The sequence below is a fragment of the Capillimicrobium parvum genome, from assembly GCF_021172045.1.
Classification (GTDB): Bacteria; Actinomycetota; Thermoleophilia; order Solirubrobacterales; family Solirubrobacteraceae; genus Capillimicrobium; species Capillimicrobium parvum.
On record NZ_CP087164.1, the window covers coordinates 2,598,401 to 2,623,303 of the forward strand.

The following is a 24,903-nucleotide window of genomic DNA, read 5'->3' on the forward strand; positions in this document are numbered from 1 at the left end:
CGATGCCCGACACCATCCGCGCCGACCACATCGGCAGCCTGCTGCGGCCGCCTGCGCTGCTCGAGGAGATCCACGAGATCTACGACGCAGGCCATACGGCGCTGCTCGCCGCGGAGCGCGCGAAGGATCGCACGCGGCTGCACCAGCTCGAGGACGAGGCGATACGGCGGGTCGTCGCGCGCCAGCAGGATCTCGGGCTCGAAGTCGTCACCGACGGCGAGTTCCGGCGCCTCATGTACTTCAACTCCTTCTTCGACGCCGTCGACGGGCTCGCCCCGAGCGCCTCGAAGCTGCACTTCCGCGGCGACGACGGCAGCGTCGTCGAGCACGAGGGGCCGGTCGCCATCGTGGGGCGCGTCGCCAAGCGCGAGAGCCCCGCGGCGGCCGAGGCGCAGTTCGTCTCGGGCCTCACCGACCGCACCGTCAAGGTGGCGTTCCCGACCGCGTCCTTCCTGGTCGGCCAGGCGGCCCTGGGCCCGGGCATCGAGGCCTACGGGTCGACCGAGGAGGCGTCCGCGCAGCTGGTCGGCGTGCTGCGCGAGCTGGTCGACGACGCCGTCGCGGCGGGCGCGACCTACGTCCAGTTCGACGTGAGCGGCTACATGATGCTGTCGGCCTCGCCGCTGGGCCAGCTGGTGCGCTCGCGCGGCATCGACCTCGACGCGCTCCTGGAGCAGATGCTGGAGGCCGACCGCCGCCTCGTCGCGGGCCTGCCCGACCACGTCACGATCTGCATGCACCAGTGCCGCGGCAACTACGCGTCACGCTACCTGGCCGACCACGACGGCCTGGGCGAGCTGGGCGAGACGTTCTTCTCGCTGCCCTACGACCGCTTCACCCTCGAGTGGGACGGCCACGTCGAGCGCACCGACGCCGACTATGCGGCGCTGGAGCGCGTGCCGCCCGGCGGGCCCACGGTCGTGCTCGGCGTCGTCAGCACGCGCCACCCGGAGCTCGAGTCGGCCGATGCCATCGCCGCGACGGTCGACCGCGCGGCGCGCCACGTCGCGCTCGAGCAGCTGGCGATCTCGCCGCAGTGCGGGTTCTCGTCCGCGCTGACGACGAGCGACGACGACCGCCCCGACGGCAACCTCATCGACGAGGACGCCCAGTGGCGCAAGCTCGAGCTCCTCGTGACGACCGCGCAGCGGATCTGGGGCTGAACGCGGCCGGCGGTGGTCGCGCCAGGGGTGCCGACGCCGGCCCGCGGCCTCCAAGGTGGGCTTGCAGCGCCTGCCGCCGGGAGGCGCGCCCCCGTGGGGTCCAGTGCAGCCGTCCGGAAGCTCTTCGAGACCCGAAGAACTTGCGGATGGGTGTACTAGTGAGGGACCGCCGCGGTGGTGTGGCCGGTCCACCGCGAGATGAGCTCGTCGAGCCCGGTCGCGTCGTCGGCGACGCCGAGCACGTAGCGGTCGGGCCGCACGACCAGCGCACCGCCGGCGCCGTGGCGCGCCAGCAGCTCGTCCGCGACCGCCGCGCCGGGGTCGAGCACGTGGAACCAGCGTTCGTCGGCCAGCGCGCGGCGGGTGTCGTCGTCCAGCGCCGCCTCGACCGCGGGCGTCATCGCCACGAGGAAGCGCCAGCCGGTCTCGTCGTCCAGGCGCGACCCGTCGGGCAGGACCGCCTGCTCGGAGAGCAGGCCGGCGGGCGGCGCCGCATCGCCGTGCAGGCCGGGCCCGAGCGGCGGCGTCTCGTTGCGGTAGGGCATCGGGTTGGCGAGCAGGTGCGCGTCGCGTCCGGCGGCGACCTGGGGGTCCGTCGTGTTGATCACGTTGGACAGCTCCGTGGCGATCTCGATCCACGCGCGCGCGTGGGCGCGGCGCTCGGCCTCGTAGGTGCCGAGCAGGCCGTCCGCGGCCTCGCCGCGCAGCACGGCCGCGAGCTTCCACGACAGGTTGATCGTGTCGCGGATCCCGGAACACAGGCCCTGGGCGCGCAGCGGCGGCTGCATGTGCGCGGCGTCGCCGGCGAGGAAGACGCGGCCGACGCGCCAGGGGTCCGCCAGCAGCGACCGGAAGGTGTAGATGGCGGAGCGGTCGATGCGCACGTCGTCGCGCCCCGCGAACCGCTCGATCAGTCCGTAGGCGCCTTCGGGCGTCCCGATCACGGAGCGGTCGTCGTCCGGGAGGACCATGAACTCCCAGCGCAGGCGCGGCTCGCCCATCGGCACGAAGAAGTGGGGACGGCTCGGCCAGCAGTAGCCGATCATCGCCTCGGGCAGGTCGTCCAGCGGACGCAGCTTGACGCCGTCGATGACGACCCAGTCCTGCTCGGGACCGAGCGTCTCGAAGTTGGCGCCGATCGCCCTGCGCACGAACGAGGAGCCGCCGTCGCAGCCGACCGCGTACGCGGCCGTGACCGTCCGCGTGGTGCTCGAGGCGCGCGCACGGACGGTGAGCCGCACGCCGTCCCCGTCCTGCTCGAGCTGCTCGACGGTGTGGCCGTCCCACATCTCGATGCCGGGCAGCTCCGCCATGGTCCGGCGCAGCAGGGACTCGACGTCGGGCTGATGGAACATGTGGGTGTCGCCCCAGCCCTGGCTGCCGGTGCGGTCGTAGGGCAGGTCCCAGTCGATCAGGGCCTGGCCGGCGTCGTTCTCGTAGCGGAAGCCCCGCATCGGCACCGAGACGCCCGCGATGCCGTCGGCGACGCCGAGCGACTGGTACATCCGCAGGATCTCGCCATCGAAGCAGACGGCGCGGGGGAGGTGGTAGATCGACGTCTCGCGCTCGATCGCCACGGCGCGGACGCCCTGCTGGCCGAGCGCGATGGCCAGTGTCGCGCCCACGGGACCGCATCCAACGATCGCCACGTCGAAGTCGTGTGCCACTGTTGCTCTCCTCCTGCCTTCCGCCGTATACGCAACGGAGCGTATCGGGTCTTGAGCGGGTTTGCCACTTGCCAGTCGGTAAACCGCTACGATACGCTCCGTTTCGGTAACGAGGGAGAGAGGACATGCGTCGTGCACTTCGAGGACGGCGTCGAAGGCTCGCAGCGGCGAGCCGACGCCGTCGCCCGGCACGTGACCGGCTTCGGCGTGGCGACGGAGTGCGGCCTCGGCCTGCTGCCGCGCGACGAAGTCCGCCCGACCTTGGAGATCCACCGCGCGCTGCGGGCGCCGGTGGCCCACTGACCAGGAGAACCCATGCCCCACCGACCGCTGTCCATGCTGTCGCACGTCGAGCTGCTGACCCCCAAGCTCGACGAGTCCGTCGCCTTCGCCCGCGAGATGCTCGGCATGTTCGTCGTCGCCGAAGAGGGAGACTCGGTCTACCTGCGCTGCTGGGGCGACTACTACGCCTACAGCCTGGTCCTGTCCGAGGGCGCCGAACCGGGGCTGGGCCACGCGTCGTTCCGCACCTGGAACGCCGAGCAGCTCGACATCGCGGTCGCCTCGGTCGAGGCGTCGGGCATCACCGGGCGCTGGATCGAGTCGTCCCACGGCCACGGCCGCGCGTACCGCTTCGACGGCCCCGGCGGCCACGCGACCGAGCTGTTCTGGGAGGTCGATCCCGCCGTTGTGCCCGCCGGCGAGGAGTCGCCGTATCCCGAGCGCCCGCAGCGCGCGGCCGGGCACGGCATCCCCGTGCGCCTGCTCGACCACGTGACGGTGACGACGCCGGACGTGAAGTCGGCGATGTACTGGCATCGCGACGTGCTGGACTTCCGGCTGATGGCCGCCGTCGAGGAGGCGCCCGGCGCACCGTGGTTCTTCGGCATCGCGACGAACAACGAGAAGTCGCACGACCTCGGGTTCATCCTCGACTTCGACGGCATCCCGGGGCGCCTGCACCACCTGGCCTTCTGGGTCGAGACCAACCACGACCTGACCGAGGGCGCGCGGTTTCTCATCGAGCGCGGCTGCGAGCTCGACTACGGTCCCGGCCAGCACGGCATCGGCGAGCAGAACTACCTGTACTTCCGCGATCCGGCGGGCCTGCGCTACGAGCTCAACTCGGGCGGCTACCGCAACTACGTGCCTGACTGGGAGCCGCAGGTCTGGCGCTTCGAGGACGGTCCGAACAACACGTTCCGCACCGAGATCGGGATGCCCGCCGTGCACATGGTCGCGATTCCGCCCGGGATCGTCGGCAGCAGCGACGAGGCGCTCGAGGGCATCGTGGCCAAGGGCTGACATGGCGACGCGGACACGAGGCGACGTCCTGCTCGTCGGCAGCCTGCCGTTCGACGAGGCGTCCGACGCGCTGCGCGCGGGCGGCGAGCTGCTCGGCGAGCACCTGCGGGGCGTGCCGGACGGCGAGGTCGGCGACCGCAAGATCTGGATCGGGTTCTTGCCGCGGACCGTCTACAGGGATCATCCCGGCCTCGATCTGCTGCGCGCGCCCGAGGGCGGCGTCCAGCACCAGCCCGACGCCAAGCCGGACGTCTGGGAGGCGTCGTTCCTCTTCGGGATCCGCGACGGCGTCGAGACGCTGCGCTTCGACGACCTCGGCTACGGCCGTCTCGCCCTCGAGAGCTACCGCGAGTACCGACGGCTGCGCGACGAGGGCGTGATCCCCGACGGCGTCCGCTTCCAGGTCTGTCTGCCGGGGACCGGCAGCGCGGTCTCCTACTTCTTCGGGCGCATCGAGGATTGGCCGCGCGCCCACGCCGCGTACCACGACGCGATCCGCCGGGAGATCGAGATGATCGCCGCCGTGGTGCCGGCCGCGGAGCTGCAGGTCCAGTTCGACCTGGCCATGGAGTTCGTCGACCTCGCCGCGGGGGAGGGCCGGGGTATAGCGCACTGGCCCGGCGAGCCGCTCGAGGCGCGCATCCAGCGTCACGCCGCCTATCTCGACGAGCTGTGGAAGGGCCTCCCGGACGAGGCCCTGCTCGGCTACCACTGGTGCTACGGCACGTGGGGTGGGTGGCCGATGAAGGCGATGCCCGACCTGGGGTTGTGCGTCCGCATGTCGAACGAGGCCAAGCGGCGCAGCGGGCGGCGGCTGGACTACGTGCACATGCCCGTCGTGCGGGACCCGGACGAGGCGTTCTTCGCGCCGCTCGCGGATCTGGACGTGGGCGACACCGACGTCTATCTCGGGCTGGTCCACCACGACGACGGCGTCGCGGGCTTCAACCGCCGCGCCGAGCTGGCCCGGCGCCACCTGCCGCGGTTCGGCATCGGCGCGGTCTGCGGCTACGGGCGCCTGCCCGCCGCCGAGCTGCCCGACGTGCTGGCGCTGCATCGCGACTGCGCCGACGCGCTCGCCGCCGCCCGCGCGTAGGGAGGCGGTCTCCGCGCCCCCGCTCGCGTGCCCCTCGCTACGCCGCGCGGGAGTGGGGCCTGCCGCCGACGGCGCGGGCTTCCTCCTCGCCGCGCAGGACCCGCAGTGCGCCCTCGGCGAGGGCGGCGAGCTCGTCCTCGCCCGGGTGGACGTTCACGGGGGCGATCCAGTCGACGCGCTCGGCGATCGCGGCGGTGAGCGCGGCGGCGTGGGCCATGCCGCCGGTCAGCAGGATCGCGTCGACGCGGCCGCGCAGCGGCGCGGCCGCGGCGCCGATCTCGCGGGTGATCTGATGGATCATCGCGTCGATGACGAGCGTGGCCTCGGCGTCGCCCGCGAGATCGGCGCGCCGGAGCGCCTCGGCGACGTCGCGCGTCCCGAGATAGGCCAGCAGCCCGCCCTCGCGGAAGAGCATGTCCTCGACGGCGCGGCGGTCGTGGCGGCCGCTGAAGCACAGCTCGACGAGCGCCATCGCCGGGACCCCGCCGGCGCGCTCCGGCGAGAACGCGCCCTCCTCGCGCGAGTTCGTCACGTCGATCATGCGCCCGCCCGCGTGCGAGGAGATCGAGATCCCCGAGCCGAGGTGCGCGACGATGAGCCGCAGGTCCTCGTAGCGGCGGCCGGTCTCGCGGGCGAAGCGCTTGGCCACCGCCTTGGTGTTGAGCGCGTGCGAGAGGCATTCGCGGGGGAGGGCGGGATGGCCGGAGAGGCGGATGTGCGCCGGCCACTCGTCCACCGCGACGGGATCCACGACGAAGGCGTCCACCCCCGCCTCGGCGGCCAGCTCCTGTGCCAGGAACGCGCCGAGGTTGGACGCGTGCTCGCCGCGCTCGTGGCGCTCCAGCAGCTCGAGCATGGCCGCGTCCACCCGGTAGGTGCCGGAGGCCAGCGGCGGCAGCAGGCCGCCGCGGCCGACGACGGCGGCGAGCACGCCGGGCTGCGTCTCCAGCCACGCGCGGATCGCGGCTGCTCGCATCGGAAGCTGGTCGAGGATCGGGCGCCCCCGGAAGGCGTCGAGCTGCGCCTGGTCGTGGCCGACGGCGACGGCGGCGAGCTCCCGGCCGCCCGCGAACAGCGCCACCTTCGTCGAGCTCGAGCCCGGGTTGACGGCGAGGATCAGCGGCTCAGTCATCCGCGCTGCAGATGACGCCCAGGCAGATCGACGTCAGCTTGTCCTCGGCGCTCTCGACGCGCGACGGGATGAGGATCGGCACGCGGGCGCCCGCGATCACGTGCCCGAGGACGCTGCCGGCGAGGTACTTGGCCGCCTTGCCGAGGTGGTTGCCCGCCTCGATCGACGCCGCGACCAGGCAGTCGGCGTGGCCCGCCACCGGGTGGTCGATGCCCTTGGCTGCCGCGGCGGCCGGCGACAGCGCGTTGTCGAGCGCGAGCGGCCCGTAGACGTCGCAGTCGCCGAACTCGCCGCGGGCGCCCTCCTCGGTCAGCGTGCGCGCGTCGAGCGTCGACGGCATTGCGTCGGTGACCGCCTCGGTCGCGCTCATGATCGCGATCCGCGGCCGCGCGAAGCCGAGCCGGTGCAGCACGGCGGCCGCGTTGCGGACGATGTCGCGCTTGTCGGCCAGTGTGGGCGCGATCGACAGCCCGCCGTCGGTGACGCCCACGAGCCGCGGCGCACCCTGCACCCGGTCGTCGTAGAAGGCGACGTCGCTCAGCCGCCGGCCGGTGCGCAGGCCCGCGTCGGCCGACAGGGCGGCGCGCAGCAGCTGATCGGTGCGCAGCGCGCCCTTCATCAGCACGTCGACGTCCCCCGCCCCGGCGGCCCGGGAGGCGAGCCGCGCGGCGTCCTGCGCGCTGCCGGCCGCCACGAGCTCGCAGGGGTCGAGCAGCGCCGCCGGCGCCTTCGCCTCGATGGCGGCGGGATCGCCGAACAGGACGGGCGCGACGATGCCGAGCTCGACCGCAATCGCGACGGCCTCGAGCGCCACCCCGTCGTCGGCGCACACGACCGCCAGGCGCGCCGGCGGGCGGCCGACGGCCAGCGCCCGGAGGGCGGCGAGGTCCCGCGGCGCCGTGCCGGCCGGCGCCTCAGACCGTGGAGAACTCATCGCCGGCAGCGGCCGCGGTGAGCGGCGGGTCGTTGCGCGGACGCTCGTCGGCCACGAGCGGCTCGGGCACCGCACCGGCGGATCGCCCGCGCGTGCCGAGGATCTCGCGCGCCTCGCTCGGGGTCGCCGGCCGCAGCTGCAGCTCGCGCGCGATCCGCACCGCGCGCTCGACGAGCTGAGCGTTGTCGCGCGCCATCTCGGTGCGGCTGTAGCGGACGTTGTCCTCCAACCCGACGCGGATGTTCAGGCCCATGGCCAGGCCCATCGTCGTCAGCGGCAGCTGCGCACGCCCGATCCCGATGACGCTGCAGTTGGCGCCCGCGGGCAGCCGGGAGACCGCATGGCAGAGGTTCTGCCACGTGCCCCGGGCCGCGCTCTGGCCCGGCGCGCCGAGGACGAAGCCGACGTTCAGCGGCGGCTGCAGCAGGCCGGCGTCCACGAGGCGCTCCACCTCCTCGAGCATCGTCGGGTTGTAGACCTCGAGCTCGGGCTTGACGCCCCGGTCGAGCATCTCGCGGGCGAACCATTCGATCTGGGCCCGCGGGTTGTCGAGCATGAGCGCCCGGCCGTCGCGCGTGAAGAACAGCACGTGGCCCATGTTCAGCGAGCACATCTCCGGGCTGAGCAGGGCGGTGCTCAGGCGCTGCTCGTATGTCTGGCTCAGCCCGCCGCCCGTGGTGAGCTGGACGATCGCGTCGGTCTCCGTGCACAGCCGGGTGTGGATCTCGCGGTAGATCTCGCGGTCGGTCGTGTTGCGGCCGTCGGGGTCGCGCGCGTGGACGTGCAGCACCGCGGCGCCCGCCGCCCACGCGGCGATTCCCTGCTCGACGATCTCCTCGGGCTGCTCCGGCAGCGCCGGCGTCGTCGCCTTGTCGTGGTAGCCGCCCGTCAGGGCGCACGTGATGATCGGCGGCGCGTCAGCGACCATCGGGCAGCGCGTCGATCAGCAGGAACGCCATGCGGCACGGGCGGTCGCTGCGGTTCGACCAGGCGTGGTTCGTCCCGCGCTGGACGATCACGTCACCGGGGCGCAGCAGGCACTCGCCGACGTCCAGGAGCGCCCAGATCTCGCCCTCCAGGACGATCCCGTAGTCGAGCGTCTCGGTCTTGTGAAACCAGAAGTGCCGCGGGTCGCTCTCGGCGTCCTGTCCCGCCGCGTGCGCGTCCGCGCCGCCGATCTCGCGGAACAGCTGGGCGATGTCGATGCCGTCGTAGCGGGTGTCGGGCGGGAAGTCGGCGATGCGCAGGATCGTGCCGTTCGGCGGGGGGCCGATCGGCGGGACGGTCCCGGCGGGCGCGGCATCCTCGTTGCCGGCGTTGGACGCCGGCATCGAGTCGGTCATCCAGATCACTCGTGCGACGAGGTCGGGCACGCTCGCGGGAGCGTTGCTATGGGGGGCGGGCCCGTCGCTGAGGATGATCGAGCGGCCGTGCTCGTCGTGGCCCGTGACGACGCGCCGGACGGGCGCGAGCAGCTGCACGTCGTCGGCGAGCGTCGCGCGCGCGGCGATCTGCTCGCTCACGGTGAGACCTCCTGCAGAGTCATGGCCGTTGTGGGTGAGGACCCGCGGGGTCTCACGACCGGACCGCGTCGAAGGGGTTCTCGCGCGGCTGCGGCCACCACGGGTACTGCTCCGGCTGGGCGCTGAAGCGGTTGCGCAGGACGCCGACGCCGTCGATCTCCAGCTCGACCGTGTCCCCGGGGTTGAGATGACGGCCGAGCTCGAGGGCCGAGCCGTTGCCGACCGTGCCCGAGCCGATGATGTCGCCGGGCTGCAGGACGTCGCCGATCGAGACGTACGCGAGCAGCTCGGCGGGCGAGTAGATCATGCCCTCGCTCACGCCGGTCGCCCACTCCTCGCCGTTGACGCGCACGCGCATCGTCAGCTGGTCGAGCGGCGGCAGGTCCGGGTCGCCGATCGTCGTGATCCACGGCCCGATCCCGAACGCGAAGTCCTTGCACTTCTGCGGACCCATCCCCATGCCCATCTCGCGGGCCTGGATGTCCCGCGCGGAGAAGTCGTTGAAGATCGTCAGCCCGAACAGCCGTTCCTGCGCCTGATCGGGGGTCAGGTTGCGGCCGGTGCCGCCGACGACGAGTCCGAGCTCGAGCTCGTAGTCGAGGCGCTCCGCGAACGACGGATAGGGGATCTCCTCGTCGTGGCCGAACACGACGCCGGTCGAGCCCTTGAAGTATCCGGGCGTCCGGAAGAACTGGGGGTTCGGAGCTCCGACGCCCAAGCGCTCGCCGTACTGCTTCATGTGCAGCGGGAAGGTCAGGGAGTCGCGGATCACGGGCGGGTCCAGCGCGGCGATCCAGCGCACCTCGTCGAAGGCGAGCGACGCGTCGCCGGGGGCGGCGGCGTCGGCACGCTCGGCGGCCGCCACGAAGGCGGGCCCGAGCGCGATGGCCGCCGACATGCTGGGCGGGAACAGCGCGTCGGCGAGCCGGCGGGCGGCTTCCGGCGTGGCGCCGTCGGCGAGGAGGCGCAGGCGTTCGGCCGCCGCCAGGTCGACGACGCGCTGCTGCGCCGGATGGACGGCGACCAGGCGCGGGGCGGGGCCGTCCGGCCCGGTTCTCGAGATACGTCCCAGCTTCATGAGCGGCTCTCCTCCGGATGGAATCGAGCCGTATCGTATCGTATGTTGGCGCAGGAAGCTATCGCTCCGTTGCGTATCGTTTACTCCATGGCGACCAGAAGCGAAACGAGCCGGTCGGCGATCCTCGAGGCGACCGTCGCGCTGCTCGAGGACACGACGGTGCAGAAGCTCTCGATCGAGGCGATCGCCAAGCGCGCCGGCGTCGGGAAGACGACGATCTACCGCTGGTGGCCCAGCAAGGCCGCCGTCGTGATCGACGCCTTCATGGAGCACCATCTGGTCAAGACCCCGATCCCCGCGGACCTCTCCGTCCGCGAGGCCCTCGCGGTGCACCTGCGCTCGCTGATCCGCCAGTACGCCGGTCCCGAGGGGCGCCTGGTCGCGCAGATCATCGCCGAGGGCCAGTACGACCCGTCGACGCTCGCGGACTTCCGCGGGCGCTTCTGGGACGGCCGGCGCGCGGCCATCCACGATCTGCTCGAGCGCGGCGTCCGGTCCGGCGAGATCCGCGAGGGCGTCGACGTCGACCTCCTCGTCGAGATGCTCTACTCGCCGGTCTACCTGCGCCTGCTCTTCGGCTACCGGCCGCTGAGCGAGGACTACGCCGAGCAGGCGATCGACGTCGCGTTCGCGGGGATGGCGGCGCCGCCCGCCGCCGTCTCGCGCTGACGAGCCGCGCGGCGGCGACCCCGTCGCCCGGCGCGGACTGCACCGCTCAACCGATACGGGACGTTGCGGGCCGCGTTCGACACTGATACGCTCCGTTTCGTATGAGGAGAGGCTGCGGCGGGGCCCCGCCACCTGGAGGAGACATGAGCAAGACCGTTCGATGCACCGCACCGTTCGTCGCCGCCCTGGCGCTGGCGGTGGCAGGCTGTGGGGGCGGGTCATCGTCCGGCAGCGGCGCGACCGCCGGCACCGGCAGCACCGGCAGCACCGCCGAGGCGGTGGCGCTGACCACGCCGGCGGCCGGGTGCGGCAGCCTCCCGTTGCCGGCGGTCCAGGACCCCGACGGTGTCGTCGCGCAGCTGCCCGCCGACCACCAGGCCGCCTACAAGGGCTATCCGTACGTCGTCCACAAGAGTCCCTGGGCCGACTGGAAGCCCAAGGGTGAGCCGCCCTACAAGGTCGGCGTCGCCTGGGGCCCGTCGACCGCCGGCTTCCAGGTCGACATGGGCAAGGCGCTCGTCGACCGCCTGAAGGCCAGCCCGCTGGTGAGCGACGTCGAGTACCGGACGATGGGCGCCGACGTCAATGTCCCGGCGCAGCTCGCCAACTACAACGCGCTCGTCAACGAGGGCGTCGACATCATGATCGTCGAGCCGCTGCTCGCCCCGCCGTTCCTCGCGCCCATCAAGAAGGCCGCGGAGAAGGGCATCCCGACGGTGACGGTCCAGACGGTGGCGGACACGCCGTACGCGGTCAACGTCTCGCCGAACCTCACGCTCGCCAACGCCGAGGCCAGCGCCCGGCTGCTGCAGATGATCGGCGGCAAGGGCAACGTCCTGCGCGTCGGCGGCATCCCGGGCGTGCCTTCCGAGATCGAGGCCGACACGGCCCAGAAGCTCGTGCTCAAGGAGTGCCCGGACGTCAAGGACGCCGGGCAGGTCTACGGCAACTTCGTCTCGCCGAACGCCAAGTCCGAGACGCTGAAGTTCCTCGCAACCCATCCCACGAAGATCGACGGCGTCCTGCAGTCGGGCACGATGACCGACGGCATCATGAGCGCCTTCCAGCAGACCGGGCGCCCGATGCCGATCGTCGCCGACATCGGCCCCACGAAGGGCGGCGTCGGCTACTGGATCAACAACCGCGACAGCTACCAGGGCGTCGGGACGGCGTTCGGCCCCTCCGCACTGGGCACGGCGGGGGCCGACGTGACCCTGCGGATGCTCGAGGGGCAGGGCCCGAAGACGTCCAACATGGTCGCGCGGATCCCGCTGCTCACCGACGAGAACCTCGACCAGTGGGCCGACAAGTCCTGGACGTTGACGACGCCCGGGCAGCCGGAGGGCCCGCCCAACAGCTGGTTCACCGACGAGTACCTCGATCCGTTCTTCGCCAACGGGGCTCCCCCGCAGGGCGACTGACACCTCATCAACCACCAGCAGCACAGGAGGAGAGCCATGTCTCTGTTCTCACGCAGGACGGTGACCACGCTGATGGCCACCGCGATCGCCGCGGCGGTCCTGGTCGTGCCGGGCGCCGCGTCGGCCAAGACCGTCAAGTTCACGATGACCGAGAACGGGAAGTCGTCCGGTCCGCCGAAGTACCTCGTCGACGGCACCGTCGCCGGGACGCTCGGCAAGGGCAAGGCGCATTCGCAGACCCTTCCGCCGACGACCAAGGGCTACTGGAAGCTCAAGGGCGGGACGATCTACTACACGTTCAACACGACCCTCCAGGGGACCGTCGCCTCCGGCAAGGGCAAGCTGACGCGCGGCACCGGCAAGTACAAGGGCGTGAAGGGGTCGTTCAACGTCCGCGGCGACATCACCGGCAAGTTCCCCTTCCAGATGAAGGGCACCGCCAGGTACTAGGCGTCCCGGTGCGGGGCCTCCGGGCCCCGCACCGGCCGTGTCATCGCATGACCGAGCTTCCGTGCATCGCCTTCGGCCGGTTCGCCGACGGCGCCGATCCGTTCACCGGGGTCGTCGCGGACGGCCGCGTCGGCGCCGTCGCCGACCTGCTGCCCGGCTGGCCCGACACCGGCGTCGAGGGACTGCTCGACGACTGGGACGACCACGTCGCCGCCCTGCGCCGGCGCCTCGCCGAAGACCCGTCGCCGCTCCGGTTCGCCGAGCACGAGCTGCGCCGCCTCGCGCCCGTCGCCCCGCGTCAGCTCCTCGCCGCCGGCATGAACTACCGCACCCACGTCATCGACCTCATGGTCGATTCGGGTGTCGGCTCGCGCCCGGACATGTCCGTGGAGGAGATCCGCGCCGAGGTGACGGCGGTGATGGACGAGAGAGCGCGGTCCGGCACGCCGCTCGTGTTCGCCGGCCTGCCCTCGTCGATCTGCGGACCCGACGACGACGTCCATCTGCGCGCCGACGCCGAGCGCAACGACTGGGAGCTCGAGCTCGCGGCGGTCATCGGCCGTCCAGGGCGCGATGTCGCCCTCGAGGACGCCCTGGAGTGCGTCGCCGGCTGGACGATCGTCAACGACCTGACCGCGCGCGACCTCGTCCCGCGCACCGATGCCGGACCGGTCTCCGTCGACTGGCTGCGCTCCAAGTGCGCGCCGACCTACAAGCCGACCGGGCCCTACGTCGTGCCCGCCGCCTGCGTCGCCGATCCGCAGGACCTCACGATCACCCTGCGGCTCAACGGCGAGATCATGCAGCACGAGTCGACGGCCGACATGGTCTTCGACGTGGCCGCGATCATCGCCTACCTGTCGCGGGAGGTGCAGCTCCTTCCCGGCGACGTCGTGCTGACCGGCTCTCCTGCCGGCAACGGCACGCATCACGGCCGCTTCCTGCGTGACGGCGACCGCATCGAGGCCGAGATCACGGGCCTCGGCGTCCAGCGCAACCACTGCGTCGGAGGCGCCGGGTGACGCGCCTGCGGGTCATCGAGTTCGTCGCGCCCGGCGTGGAGGCGATCGCCGCCGGCCTCGGCCTGTACGCCCGCCACGGAGTCGAGATCGAGACGGTGCGGACACGCTCGTCGACCGAGCAGCGCGAGCGGATGACGTCCGGCGACTGCGACGTCGCGCTGACCGCGATCGACAACCTGATCGCCTGGGACGCCGACGGCGACGACCTCCGCCTGATCGGCCAGGTCGAGCGCACGACGGTGCTCGACCTCGTCGTCGGCGCGGACGTCGAGCGCATCGCCGACCTGCGCGGCGCCACGGTGGCGGTGGACGCGGTCGACACGGGCTTCGCGATCGTGCTGCGCAAGATCCTGCGCGACCACGGCCTCGAAGCCGGCGACTACCGGCTCAGCCCCGAGGGCGGCATCCAGCAGCGGTGCGACGCGGTCACCCAGGGGCGGGCGGCCGGCGGGCTCCTCGGCCCGCCGTGGAGCGACCAGGCCATCGACCAGGGCCTGCGGCGCCTCACCACCGTGGAGCAGGCCCTGCCGGACTTCCCCGGCATCGGCGTCGCGGTGCGCGAGGCCCGCCTGGCCGAGCTGGGGCCCGCGCTGGAGCGGTACCTCGCCGCGCTGGCCGAGGCGGCGGCGTGGGCGGCGACCGCGTCCCGCGACGAGGCGCTCGAGCTCTTCACGGCGGCCGGGTTCCCGCCCGCCGGCGCGAGCGCGCTGCTCGACGTCGTTCCCGCCGACGTGCGGGTGTCGGCCCGCGGCGTCGCGCTGCTGTACGCGATCCGCGACGAGCTCGGCGTCCTGCCCGCCCGCGCGCCGGCGCCCGGGACGCTGGCGGCCGCGCCGTGACCATGGCGCAGGAGACGACGGCCGTGCCCGCCGCGCCCACGGCGCTGCGCGTCACGGACGCGAGCAAGTCCTTCGGGGCGACGCGCGCGCTGCGCGGCGCCTCGATCGAGCTGACGGCCGGCGAGGCGCTGTGCATCGTCGGCGAGAACGGGTCCGGCAAGTCGACGCTGGTCAAGCTCCTGGCGGGCGTCCATCGGCCGGACGCCGGCTCGCTGCAGGTCGGCGACCGGACCGTCGTGGCGCTGTCGTCGCCGCGCGAGTCCATCGACCACGGCATCGCCACCGTCTTCCAGGAGGTCCTCGTCGTCGAGGCGCGCTCGGTGCTGGAGAACGTCTGGCTGGGCACCGAGGGCCTGGTCCGCGCGCCGCGCTCGAAGGCCGCCAAGCGCGAGAAGGCCGAGGCGGTCCTGGACCGGCTGCTCGGCCGGTCCCTGGATCTCGACGTGCCGGTCGAGCGGCTGTCGCTGTCGGACCGCCAGGCGTGCGGCATCGCCCGCGCGCTGGTCCGCGACCCGCGTGTGCTGATCCTCGACGAGGCGACCTCGGCACTCGACGTCGCGACCCGCGACCGCCTCTTCGAGGTGCTGCGCGAGCGCGCCGCGGACGGCGTCGCCGTGATCTTCATCTCCCACCGGATGGACGAGGTCGAGGAGATCGGCGACCGCATCACCGTGATGCGCTCGGGCGAGACGGTGGCCACGCTGCGCCGCGGCGAGACGCCGGTCGCGCAGCTCGTGCGCCTGATGACCGGCGCCGAGGAGCTGACCGATCACGCCGGCGAGCGCGCCGACCGCAAGATCGGCGACGTCGTGCTGCACGTCGGCGACTTCGCGGTGCGCGCGGGGGAGCTGGTGGGGCTCGCCGGGCTCGAGGGCCACGGCCAGGACGGCTTCCTGCGCGCGCTGGCGGCGGCGGCCGGCGACGGCGGCGCCTACGTCCCGCGCGAGCGCCGCGCCGAGTCCCTGTTCGAGTCCAAGTCGATCCTCGAGAACTTCGCCCTGCCGACGCTCGCCCGCGACACGGCGGCAGGGGTGCTGCAGCCGAAGCGCAGCCGGGCGCGGCTGGCCGCCTTCGTCGAGTCGCTCGGCATCAAGCTCGGGCGCCCGGAGGATCTCATCACGACGCTCTCCGGCGGCAACCAGCAGAAGGTCGTCGTCGCCCGCTGGCTGGCCACGGAACCCGCGGTGCTGCTGCTCAACGACCCGACCCGCGGCGTCGACCTCGGCGCGAAGCGGGACCTGTACCGGGTGCTGGTCGATCTCGCGGCGTCCGGCATGGCGATCGTGATGCTCTCCACCGAGGTCGACGAGCACATCGAGCTGATGGACCGGGTCGTCGTCTTCCGTGAGGGCGGCCCGTTCTGCGAGATCCCGCGCGACGGGCTGTCGCGCCAGGCGCTCGTCGGCGCGTTCTTCGGACAGCGCCCGGAGGTGACCCATGCGTGAGCTGCTGCGGACGCGGCCCTTCATGTTCGCCCTCGTCTTCGCGGTCGTGCTCTGCGCCGTCAACGTGGTCGCCGAGCCCAGCTTCGCCGAGCCTGGCAACTGGCCGGCGCAGCTCGCGACGCTTGCGCCGTTCGCGCTGATCGCCATGGCCTCGACGCCGTCGATCGTCTCGGGCGGCGGCGGGCTGGACATCTCGGTCGGCCCGCTGTCGATCGTCGTCAACGTGGTGCTCGTGTCCTGGCTGCTGCCGCACGCCGGCCTGGGTTCGCCGGTCGTCGCCATCCTGATCCTGCTGGCGATCGGTGCGGGCGTGGGGGCGATCAACGGCGCGCTCGTCGCGATCTTCCGCTACCAGCCCGTCATCGCGACGCTCTGCGCGTTCTTCGTGCTCGCCGGCATCGCCCTGAAGATCGCGCCGAGCCCCAGGACGGTCACCGACGTCCAGTGGCTCAGCAGCCTCGGCGATCAGGTCGGCCCCATCCCCGGGGCCCTGATCCTGATGGCGATCCCCGCGGCGATCTGGCTGGCGCTGTCGCGCACGAGCTTCCATCGCGTCCTCTACGCGGTCGGCGGCAACGACGCGACCGCCTACAGCGCGGGGGTCGACGTCGTCGCCGTGCGCATCGCCGCCTACGCCCTCGGCGGGCTGTTCGCCGCGGTCGCCGGGATCGCGCTCACCGCGCTGGTCCTGTCGACGCAGACCGCGGGCGTCGCGTCGTACACGCTCATCGCCCTGGCCGCGGTCGCGCTGGGCGGGACGCCGCTGGGCGGCGGCCGGGGCGGGCTGCTCGGCAGCGTGCTCGGCGCGGTCTGCATCTACGAGCTCCAGACGGCGCTGTCGGCCCTCGGCGTCGCCGCGAGCTGGAACCAGGTCGTCTACGGCGGGCTCCTCGTCGTCGGCGTCCTCGTCGGCGCGCGGCTGCAGGCCGCGCCGGTCGCCAAGGCGGTGACGGCGTGAGACCCCTGCTGGACCTTCAGCGGCGCTTTCCGCTGGCCCAGACCGTCGCGCTGGTGGCGATCTTCGTCTACGGCGCCGCGACCATCGAGGGCTTCGGGCAGTGGTTCAACCTCAAGAGCATGCTCACGCTCGCCGCGCTGCTCGCCCTCGCCGCGCTCGGGCAGACGCTCGTGATGATCCTCGGCGGCCTCGACCTGTCGATCCCCGGCTTCATCGTGATGGGCGCGATCCTCGTCAGCGAGCTCTACGGCGTGCACCGGTGGCCGTCGGTGGCGGCGATCGTGGTGCCCGCCGTGATCGCCGCGGTGATGGGAGCCGCGACGGGCTGGATCTGCCATCGCCATCGCATCCAGCCGCTCATCGTCACGCTCGGCATGGGGGCGCTGGCCTCCGGCGGCGCGATCGCGTGGACCGGCGGCAACCTCACCGGAACCGCGCCCGCGTTCCTGACCGACATCAGCTCGCCCGCCGCGGCGACGTTCGGCATCGACGTGCCGCCGATCGTCGTCATCACCGGCCTCGTCACGGTCGTGATGGCCGTGGTGCTGCACCGCACCGTCGCCGGCCGGCGGCTCTACGCGACCGGCGCCAACCCGCGCGCGGCCGGCCTGGCGCGTGTGCCGACCGGGCGGGTCTGGATCGCCGTGTTCGCGGCATCGGCGGCGATCGCGACGCTGGTGGGCATCCTGCTCGCCGGCTTCAGCGGCGCCGACCAGTCGATCGGCGACCCCTACCTGTTCCAGGGGCTGACCGCGGTGATCGTCGGCGGCACGACGATCATGGGCGCCCGGGGCGACTACACGCACACCGTCGTCGGCGCGCTCACGCTGACGGTGCTGACCACGATCCTCGTCGGCAACGACGTCGACCAGGCGACCAACCAGATCATCTTCGGGCTGTTGATCCTCGCCGTCGTCGCGGGCTACGGCCGCGACCGGCGGCTGCGCGACCGGATATAGCGAAGGGGGTCGTGGAGAGCATCGACGTTGCCCGGGAGACCGCGCTCTCCCTCGGGCTCGTCCACGACCGCGACGGCGCGGACGACGCTACGCGGGCTCGACGCGCGGGAGGCGTGGGTCGGGCTCCACGGCCGCGCCATCGGCGGTGAGCCACACGTGCGCGGCGGCGAGCAGGCCGGCCTGCGCGGCGTCGCCGGCCCGGAGCGCCGCGACGATCTCCCGGTGCTGCGCATGAAGCCGGCGCAGGATCGGCTCGTCGAAGCCGGCCGGCCGGTGGAGATGGGCGTAGGCCGCGGCAGCGTCACGCAGGGACTCGATCATCTCGGTGAGCCGGGGGCGTCCCGCGACCGTGAAGATCGTCAGGTGCAGCGCGCGGTCGGCGTGCTCGTAGTCGCTCGTCGTGCCGGTCCGCATGGCGTGGTCGACGGCCGCGTCGAGGTCCTCCACGAAGACCAGCAGCTCGGCGGTCGTGCGCCGGTCGAGCCGTCCGGCGGCGAGGCTCGTGGCCAGCGGCTCGAGCGCGAGGCGGATCTCGAAGTTCTCGCGCACGTCGTCGGGCGTCGGCAGGTGCACGACGGCGCCGCGATGGGCGTCGTGGCGGACCAGGCCCTCGCGGGTCAGGGCGGTCAGCGCCTCGCGGACGGGCGTCGAGCTGACGCCGAAGCGGGCCGCGAGCTCGTCCTGGCGCAGGCGCGCGCCGGGCGGCAGGTCGCCCGAGCGGATCCGCCGGCGCAATTCGTCCTGGACCTGGCCGGCGCGGGTGGGTCGAGACTCCACGGCGATGCACGGATTATGCATGATCAAACGAATCATGCATAATCGCCGCGTGGAGCTCAGCGTCGCGTCGCTGCCGTCGTATCTCCGGGCGCGCGGGATCGCGCCTGCGCACGCGGACGTCGACGTCCGCGAGCTGTCGGGCGGCGTGTCCAACGTGGTGCTGTTGGCGCGATGGGACGGCGAGGGTGTCGTCGTCAAGCAGTCGCTCGCCCGCCTTCGCGTCGGGGTCGAGTGGCACTTCGACCGGGCGCGGATCTACGTCGAGCGCGCCTGCCTGGACGCCCTGAGCGAGCTGTTGCCGGGCGCGGCGCCGGAGTCGGTGTTCGCCGACGATCCGGAGTACGTGCTCGGCATGACCGTGGCGCCGGACGGCGGCGAGGTGTGGCGCGACGCGCTCGCGGCCGGCCGGTACGAGGACGATGCGACGCTGGGCGCGGCCCGGCTGCTCGGTCGTCTGCAGGCCGCGTCGGCGGCCCGGGCCGGCGAGCTCGCGCGCCGGTTTGCCGATCAGATGCCGTTGATCGAGGGACGGGTCGATCCGTTTCACCGGACCGTCGCCGCGGCGCATCCGGACCTCGCCGGGCGGATCGCGGTGGAGGTCGACCGGCTGCTGGCGACACGCTCGGTCCTCGTGCATGGCGACTTCTCGCCGAAGAACCTGATCGCCTACGGCGGCGGGCGCATGGTGCTGCTGGACTGCGAGTGCGCGCACTGGGGAGATCCGGCGTTCGATCTCGCGTTCCTGTTGTGCCACCTGCTCGGGGACGGCTGCCACGACCCCGACGTGGTGCCGACGGCGGCATCCCATGCGCGGCGGTTCTGGGCGGCGTACCGGCAGGCGGGGGGACAGGCGGACGACGAGGCCGCCGTCGTCGCCGAGCTCGCGTGCATCCTGCTGGCCCGCGCGGACGGGAAGTCCCCGCTGCTCGGCCTCGACGACGAGCGTCGCGCCGGGCTGCGCGCCGCCGGCCGGCGGCTGCTGCTCGGCGCCGACGAGCTCGACGTCCCGGCGGCGGTGGACATCGCGGCGGCACTCATCCGCGACCCCGGAGGACCATGACCCCCACGATCACCGGCGCCGGCGCGCTCGAGATCCTCGACTCGCGCGGGCGCCCGACCGTCGAGGCGCACCTGGCCCTGTCCGACGGCACGACGGCGCGCGCGTCGGTGCCCTCGGGCGCGTCGACCGGCCGCCACGAGGCGGTCGAGCGCCGCGACGGCGACCCGGCTCGCTACGGCGGGCGCGGGGTGCTCGGAGCGGTGGAGGCGGTGAACGGCGAGATCGCGGCGGCGCTGCGTGGGATGGAGCCGCAACAGCGGACGGTCGACCAAGCGCTGCTCGCGCTCGACGCGACGGCGGACAAGTCGCGCCTCGGCGCCAACGCCATGCTCGCGGTGTCACTGGCGACGGCACGCGCGGCGGCGAAGGTGGCCGGGGTGCCGCTGTGGCGCCACCTCGCGGGCGGCGGACCGGTGTCGCTGCCGATGCCGATGGTCAATATCGTCTCCGGCGGCCTGCACGCGGGCCGCCAGCTCGACTTCCAGGACTTCCTGGCGATCCCGGCGGGCGCGCGGACGTACTCCGAGGCGCTGGAGTGGGTGGTGCGCCTGCACGGCGCGATGGGCACGGTGCTCGCCGAACGGGGTCTGTCGACGCTGAAGGCCGACGAGGGCGGCTACGGCCCCCGCCTGGACGACCACCGCGCGGCGCTGCGGCTCATGGATGACGCCGTCGCGCGAGCGGGGCTGCGGCCCGGCGACGACGTCGTCTACGCGCTCGACGTGGCGGCGACGCACTTCTTCACCGGCGACGCGTACCGGCTGGACTCCGAGGGCCGCACGCTCTCCGCCGATGCGCTCGCGCAGTACATCGGCGACCTGGCCGCCGAGCATCCCATCGCATCCGTCGAGGACCCGCTCGCCGAGGACGACTGGCCGGCGTGGGCGGCGTTCACGCAGCGGCTCGGCGACGGGCTGCAGATCGTCGGCGACGACCTGTTCACGACGAACCTCGCACGGCTCGATCGGGGGATCGCGGAGCGGTCGGCCAACGCGGTGCTGGTGAAGATGAACCAGATCGGCACCATCTCGGAGACGCTCGACGTGGTGGCGCGGGCCAAGGAGGCCGGGTTTCGCACGGTGATCTCCGCGCGCTCCGGGGAGACCGAGGACCCGGCGCTCGCCGACCTGGCCGTCGGCACGCGTAGTGGGCAGATCAAGGTCGGGTCGGTGACCGGGGGCGAGCGGTTGGCGAAGTACAACCGCCTGCTGCGCATCGAGCGCGAGCTGGGCGACCGAGCGGCGTTCGCGGGATGGGGGGGAGATGGCTGAGCATCGGGTGCTGGTCACCGACTACACGTGGGCCGACACGAGCGTCGAGGCGGCGGTCCTCGACGGCGTGGCCGCCGAGCTGGTGCACGCACGCACAGGCGAGGAGGACGAGCTCGTCGAGCTCGTCGGCGACTGCGACGCGATCCTCACCTGCTTCAAGCGCGTCTCCCCGGCGGTCGTCCGCGCCGGCACCCGGCTGCGGGTCATCGGGCGCTACGGCGTCGGCACGGACAACATCGCGGTCGACGTCGCCACCGAGCTCGGCATCCCCGTCACCAACGTGCCGGTCTACTGCGCCGACGAGGTGGCCGAGCACGTCATCGCCCTGCTCTTCGCGCTCGTCCGCGGCATCCCGCGCTACGACCGCGCGATCCGCACCGGCGACTGGTCGCTCGCCACCGGCCTGCCGACCCGCCGCATCGCCGGCACGACGCTCGGCATCGTCGGGCACGGAGCGATCGGCCAGGCCCTCGAGCGCCGCGCCCGCGGGCTCGGCATGGAGGTGCTCGTGCACACCCGCAGCGGCGGAGTCCCGCTCGCCCGGCTGCTCGCCGAGTCCGACCACGTGTCTCTGCACGTGCCCGCCACGGCAGAGACCGACCGCCTGGTCGACCGCGAGTTCCTGGCCGCGATGAAGCCGACCGCGCACCTGATCAACTGCGCCCGCGGCGCCGTCGTCGATCACGATGCGCTGGCCGGCGCGCTGCGCGACGGCACGATCGCCGGCGCCGGTCTCGACGTCTTCGCGCCCGAGCCGCTGCCGACCGGCCACCCGCTGCTCGAGCTGCCCAACGTCGTCGCGACGCCGCACACCGCCTTCTACTCCGAGGAGTCGATCGCCGACCTCGCCCGGCTGGCCGCCCAGAACGTCGCCGACGTCCTCGCCGGCCGCCCGCCCGCGTCCGTGGTCAACCCCGAGGTGCTCGACCGCTGACCCGCGAACAGGCGGCTGGACTCAGCTGGTCATTGCGCAGGTGCCCCGCGCGGCGCGCGGCGGCCACTGATCCTGGCCGGGCCGCGGCACCGTCCGCCGCGCCCGGTGGAGAGTGTTCGACCGGTGTGCGTCAATGAACCGGTTAGCGGACTTGACGGCGCCCCCTCCGAGGGTGTCGGATAGGCGGCGAGTCGCGCGACGTCACCTGGTGGGGGCACTGGGGCGTCCGGCGGCCACACCCGACATAGAGCCCACGGACCGGGGGGCCACATGGCACTCGCACCACCCGCAGGCGGAGCCTGCACGCCGACGCGACGGAGGCGCCGGATCGCCGCTGCGATCTGCGCCGGGATCGGGGTACTCGCGGTGCCCGCGGGCGGGGCGGCAGCCGCGCCCGCCCGGGACTCCGACGAGGCCCAGGGTCTCGGCGGCGTCACCGCCGTCGTTCCCGCCAAGAAGGCCCATGAGGTTTCGACCCAGGCCGACCCGCCGCGCACGACGCCCCCGAAGGGGGACGAGAAGCCCGTGTGGCAGGCGCCGCCCGCCGGCAGCATCGTCGGCGGCACGACCGCACCGACGGGGGCGTACCCGTTCTTCGTGTCGGTGCAGACCTCGGGTGGATCGCACTTCTGCGGCGGCACCCTGGTGTCCTCGACGCGCGTGCTCACGGCGGCGCACTGCGTCGACGGGACGGTCACGGCCGCCGGCCTGCGCGTCGTCATCGGCGCGAATCAGCTCAGCGCCCCCACGCCGCAGGGCGAGATCCGCAACGTCAGCGCCATCGCCATCAATCCGGCCTGGAACGCGACGACGTTCGAGAACGACGTCGCCATCCTGACCCTCAGCTCGGCCTCCACGAAGGCGTGGTCGCGGCTGGCGGGCCCGGGTGATCCGACCGCGGCCGGCGACACCGTCCGGGCGATCGGCCACGGCGCCACCAGCGAGGGCGGCTCGGGCTCCGACAGCCTGCTGCAGGTCGACCTGCCGATCCAGTCCGATGCGACCATGTCCTCCTCGTCGGCGTACGGCTCGAGCTTCATCGGCGCCGTGATGATCGGCGCCGGTCCACTGGCGGGCGGCATGGACACGTGCCAGGGCGACAGCGGCGGGCCGCTGTTCATCGCGGGCGCCACGCAGCACGCGCTGGTGGGCGACACGAGCTGGGGCACCGGCTGCGCGAGGGTCAACCACCCCGGCATCTACGGCGAGGTGTTCCAGGGCACGATGCGCACGTTCGTCAACAACAACGTGCCCCGGCCCGCGAACGACGACTTCGGCGGGTCGGGCCTCAGCGGGGCGTTGGGCACCGTGTTCGGCGACAACACCGACGCGACCGCCCAACCGGGCGAGCCCTCGGTCCCGTCCACGGCCGACACGACCGTCTGGTACTCGTGGACGGCGCCCGAGAACGGGCCGACCACGTTCAGCCTGCGCGACGCCGCGTTCGACACGGCGCTGAGCGTGTTCACCGGCAGCAGCGTCTCGGGCCTCACCACCGTCGCGACGAACGACGACTTCAACGGCACGCTTCAGTCGAAGCTCACGTTCAACGCGTCGGCCGGGACGACGTACCGCATCCGGGTGGACGGGTTCGCCGCCGCGCACGGGCCGTTCAGCCTGCAGTGGGCGCAGAACCCGCCGGCCAACGACGACTTCGCCGCGGCGACGACGGTGTCGGGGGCGACGGGCAGGACGTTCGGCAGCAACGCGCGGTCGACCGGCGAGCCGGGCGAGCCGTCGCACAGCGGGGTCCCGGACGCGACGGTCTGGTACCGCTGGACCGCGCCGGAGAGCGGGCCGGCCGTGCTGAACACGCGCGGCTCGGACTTCGACACCACCCTCGCCGTCTACGCGGGCTCAGCGATCACCGGGCTCGTGCAGCTCGCAGCCAACGACGACATCAACGGCTCGCGCCAGTCGCGGGTCGCGTTCACCGCGACCGCCGGCACCGAGTACCGCATCGCCGTCGATGGCTTCAGCAACGCGCGCGGCAACGTCGCGCTGCAGTGGACGGTCAACCCGCCGGCCAACGACGACTTCGCGCAGGCCCGCGTCCTGCCCGGCACGGCGGGGATCACGTCGGCGACGAGCGTGCGCGCGACCGGTGAGCCGGGCGAACTCGACTACCACGGCGGTGCGGCGGCGGACAACTCGGTCTGGTTCCGCTGGACACCGGCCGTGAGCGGGCCGGCCGTGCTGCGCCTCGGCAGCGTCTCGGGGCTATCCCCGGGAATGGCGGTCTACACCGGCAACGGCTACTTCGAGCCGTTGACGAAGGTCGGTGAGGGGCCCACGTCGGTCGCGCTGAACGTGACGGCGGGAACGCCGTACAGCATCGCCGTGGACGGCAACGGCGGCACGACCGGGACCTTCACGCTTGAGTGGCTGATCGCCAAGTGCAACGGCGTCAACGCGTCGCTGATCGGGCAGGGCTCGATCACCGGGACCGCCGGCAACGACGTGATCGTCGGCTCCGCGGGGCCGGACTCGATCGACGGCGGTGGGGGCATCGACGTCATCTGCGGGCTCGGCGCGAACGACACGCTGATCGGCGGAGCAGCCGACGACCTCCTGTTCGGAGGGCCCGGCAACGACGACGAGCGCGGCGGGACCGGCAACGACACGTTCCGCCAGGACAGCGCGCCCGAGGGCGGTGACCGCCTCGACGGCGAGGGCGGCACGGACGCCGTCTACTACGGCACCCGCACCACCGGCGTGACGGTCAACCTCAACAACGTCGCCGACGACGGCGCGGCGGGGGAGGGCGACAACGTCCTGCTGACCGTCGAGAACGTCACCGGCGGCGCCGGCAACGACAAGGTGTCGGGCAGCACCGCCGCCAACCGCCTTTCGGGAGCGGGCGGCAACGACGAGCTGCGCGGCCGCGGCGGGAACGACCAGCTGTTCGGCGGGCCGGGGTCCGATCGCCTCTACGGCGACGGGGACTCCGACACGCTGAACCTCGTCGACGGGGTGTCGGGCAATGACGCCGGCAACGGTGGCGCGGGGACCGACACGGCGACGGCCGACCCCGGAGACGTGGTGACCGACGTGCCATAACGCGCCGGTGCTCTGGCTCGAGTGCGGAGCGAGCCTCCGCGTTCGGGCCTACGGGTGCCCGTAGAAGCGGACGACCTTCGCGCCCTTCATGCGGCGCGCCTTCACGCCGCCTTGACACCGATCGCCCGGCCCGGTACCGA

Annotated in this window: 23 protein-coding genes; 16 read left to right on the top strand and 7 right to left on the bottom strand. The window is 73.0% G+C overall.

All coding sequences use genetic code 11. The features are described from left to right. Window positions 1-2 precede the first annotated feature (2 nt). Window positions 3-1,163, top strand: a complete 1,161-nt coding sequence (locus DSM104329_RS12770; protein ID WP_259315824.1) for a cobalamin-independent methionine synthase II family protein — start codon at window positions 3-5, stop codon at window positions 1,161-1,163. Between the two features lie 155 nt (window positions 1,164-1,318). Here the strand turns inward: DSM104329_RS12770 and DSM104329_RS12775 are convergent, their stop codons facing one another. Beyond that, entirely contained in the window at window positions 1,319-2,830 is a 1,512-nt protein-coding gene (locus DSM104329_RS12775; RefSeq protein ID WP_259315825.1) for a bifunctional 3-(3-hydroxy-phenyl)propionate/3-hydroxycinnamic acid hydroxylase, read from the bottom strand. A gap of 132 nt (window positions 2,831-2,962) precedes the next feature. Here DSM104329_RS12775 and DSM104329_RS12780 point away from each other — a divergent pair, with 132 nt between their 5' ends. The 3 genes from DSM104329_RS12780 to DSM104329_RS12790 are packed head-to-tail and all read left to right on the top strand — an operon-like array spanning window position 2,963 to window position 5,231. Next, a complete protein-coding gene (locus tag DSM104329_RS12780; RefSeq protein ID WP_259315826.1) occupies window positions 2,963-3,133 on the top strand; it encodes a hypothetical protein in 171 nt (56 codons plus the stop codon). Window positions 3,134-3,145: 12 nt separating this feature from the next. Then, window positions 3,146-4,135 (top strand): VOC family protein, encoded by a 990-nt coding sequence (locus DSM104329_RS12785; RefSeq protein WP_259315827.1) that lies wholly within the window; start codon window positions 3,146-3,148, stop codon window positions 4,133-4,135. 1 nt (window position 4,136) lies between these two features. After that, window positions 4,137-5,231: a hypothetical protein gene (locus tag DSM104329_RS12790; RefSeq protein ID WP_259315828.1), complete on the top strand. Its 1,095-nt coding sequence runs from the start codon at window positions 4,137-4,139 to the stop codon at window positions 5,229-5,231. Window positions 5,232-5,268: 37 nt separating this feature from the next. Here DSM104329_RS12790 and buk read toward each other — a convergent pair whose 3' ends face one another. From buk to DSM104329_RS12815, 5 genes are read right to left on the bottom strand one after another with little or no spacing between them, the layout of a single operon-like run. After that, window positions 5,269-6,363 carry a butyrate kinase gene (gene buk / locus DSM104329_RS12795; RefSeq protein WP_259315829.1) on the bottom strand — a complete coding sequence of 365 codons (1,095 nt, stop codon included), beginning with the start codon at window positions 6,361-6,363 and terminating at the stop codon, window positions 5,269-5,271. Continuing rightward, window positions 6,356-7,297, bottom strand: a complete 942-nt coding sequence (locus DSM104329_RS12800) for a phosphate acyltransferase (protein ID WP_259315830.1) — start codon at window positions 7,295-7,297, stop codon at window positions 6,356-6,358. Before DSM104329_RS12800 ends, buk begins: the two co-directional genes overlap by 8 nt. Next, window positions 7,278-8,225 (bottom strand): BKACE family enzyme, encoded by a 948-nt coding sequence (locus DSM104329_RS12805; protein WP_259315831.1) that lies wholly within the window; start codon window positions 8,223-8,225, stop codon window positions 7,278-7,280. Before DSM104329_RS12805 ends, DSM104329_RS12800 begins: the two co-directional genes overlap by 20 nt. Beyond that, the gene (locus DSM104329_RS12810) at window positions 8,215-8,820 is read right to left on the bottom strand and encodes a cupin domain-containing protein (RefSeq protein ID WP_259315832.1); all 606 of its coding nucleotides are present in this window, start codon (window positions 8,818-8,820) and stop codon (window positions 8,215-8,217) included. Before DSM104329_RS12810 ends, DSM104329_RS12805 begins: the two co-directional genes overlap by 11 nt. 52 nt (window positions 8,821-8,872) lie before the next feature. After that, entirely contained in the window at window positions 8,873-9,898 is a 1,026-nt protein-coding gene (locus DSM104329_RS12815; RefSeq protein ID WP_259315833.1) for a fumarylacetoacetate hydrolase family protein, read from the bottom strand. An 87-nt stretch (window positions 9,899-9,985) separates the two neighbouring features. Between DSM104329_RS12815 and DSM104329_RS12820 the strand changes: the two genes are divergently transcribed. The 8 genes from DSM104329_RS12820 (at window position 9,986) to DSM104329_RS12855 (ending at window position 17,661) form a co-directional block, all read left to right on the top strand. Beyond that, a complete protein-coding gene (locus DSM104329_RS12820) occupies window positions 9,986-10,567 on the top strand; it encodes a TetR/AcrR family transcriptional regulator (RefSeq protein ID WP_259315834.1) in 582 nt (193 codons plus the stop codon). Between the two features lie 143 nt (window positions 10,568-10,710). Continuing rightward, complete coding sequence (locus DSM104329_RS12825) at window positions 10,711-11,988, top strand: substrate-binding domain-containing protein (RefSeq protein ID WP_259315835.1); 1,278 nt, start codon at window positions 10,711-10,713, stop codon at window positions 11,986-11,988. Window positions 11,989-12,024: 36 nt separating this feature from the next. Next, window positions 12,025-12,438, top strand: coding sequence for a hypothetical protein (locus tag DSM104329_RS12830; protein WP_259315836.1), 414 nt, complete (start codon window positions 12,025-12,027; stop codon window positions 12,436-12,438). Between the two features lie 47 nt (window positions 12,439-12,485). Beyond that, complete coding sequence (locus DSM104329_RS12835) at window positions 12,486-13,460, top strand: fumarylacetoacetate hydrolase family protein (protein WP_259315837.1); 975 nt, start codon at window positions 12,486-12,488, stop codon at window positions 13,458-13,460. Continuing rightward, on the top strand, window positions 13,457-14,299 hold the full coding sequence (locus tag DSM104329_RS12840) for an ABC transporter substrate-binding protein (RefSeq protein ID WP_259315838.1): 843 nt from the start codon (window positions 13,457-13,459) through the stop codon (window positions 14,297-14,299). The genes DSM104329_RS12835 and DSM104329_RS12840 overlap by 4 nt, the downstream gene beginning before the upstream one ends. 2 nt (window positions 14,300-14,301) lie before the next feature. Next, complete coding sequence (locus DSM104329_RS12845) at window positions 14,302-15,744, top strand: sugar ABC transporter ATP-binding protein (protein WP_259316211.1); 1,443 nt, start codon at window positions 14,302-14,304, stop codon at window positions 15,742-15,744. Next, entirely contained in the window at window positions 15,737-16,702 is a 966-nt protein-coding gene (locus tag DSM104329_RS12850; protein ID WP_259315839.1) for an ABC transporter permease, read from the top strand. Before DSM104329_RS12845 ends, DSM104329_RS12850 begins: the two co-directional genes overlap by 8 nt. Further along, window positions 16,699-17,661: an ABC transporter permease gene (locus tag DSM104329_RS12855; protein WP_259315840.1), complete on the top strand. Its 963-nt coding sequence runs from the start codon at window positions 16,699-16,701 to the stop codon at window positions 17,659-17,661. Before DSM104329_RS12850 ends, DSM104329_RS12855 begins: the two co-directional genes overlap by 4 nt. Window positions 17,662-17,748: 87 nt before the next feature. On the opposite strand, the gene DSM104329_RS12860 is transcribed toward DSM104329_RS12855, so the two are convergent. Further along, window positions 17,749-18,438, bottom strand: a complete 690-nt coding sequence (locus DSM104329_RS12860; protein WP_259315841.1) for a GntR family transcriptional regulator — start codon at window positions 18,436-18,438, stop codon at window positions 17,749-17,751. A 19-nt stretch (window positions 18,439-18,457) separates the two neighbouring features. Between DSM104329_RS12860 and DSM104329_RS12865 the strand changes: the two genes are divergently transcribed. From DSM104329_RS12865 to DSM104329_RS12880, 4 genes are all read left to right on the top strand, one after another. After that, entirely contained in the window at window positions 18,458-19,498 is a 1,041-nt protein-coding gene (locus DSM104329_RS12865; protein WP_259315842.1) for a phosphotransferase family protein, read from the top strand. Then, window positions 19,495-20,769, top strand: a complete 1,275-nt coding sequence (gene eno, locus DSM104329_RS12870; RefSeq protein WP_259315843.1) for a phosphopyruvate hydratase — start codon at window positions 19,495-19,497, stop codon at window positions 20,767-20,769. Before DSM104329_RS12865 ends, eno begins: the two co-directional genes overlap by 4 nt. Further along, a complete protein-coding gene (locus DSM104329_RS12875) occupies window positions 20,762-21,703 on the top strand; it encodes a C-terminal binding protein (protein ID WP_259315844.1) in 942 nt (313 codons plus the stop codon). Before eno ends, DSM104329_RS12875 begins: the two co-directional genes overlap by 8 nt. 366 nt (window positions 21,704-22,069) lie before the next feature. Then, a complete protein-coding gene (locus DSM104329_RS12880; protein WP_259315845.1) occupies window positions 22,070-24,763 on the top strand; it encodes a trypsin-like serine protease in 2,694 nt (897 codons plus the stop codon). The last annotated feature ends 140 nt before the right edge of the window (window positions 24,764-24,903 follow it).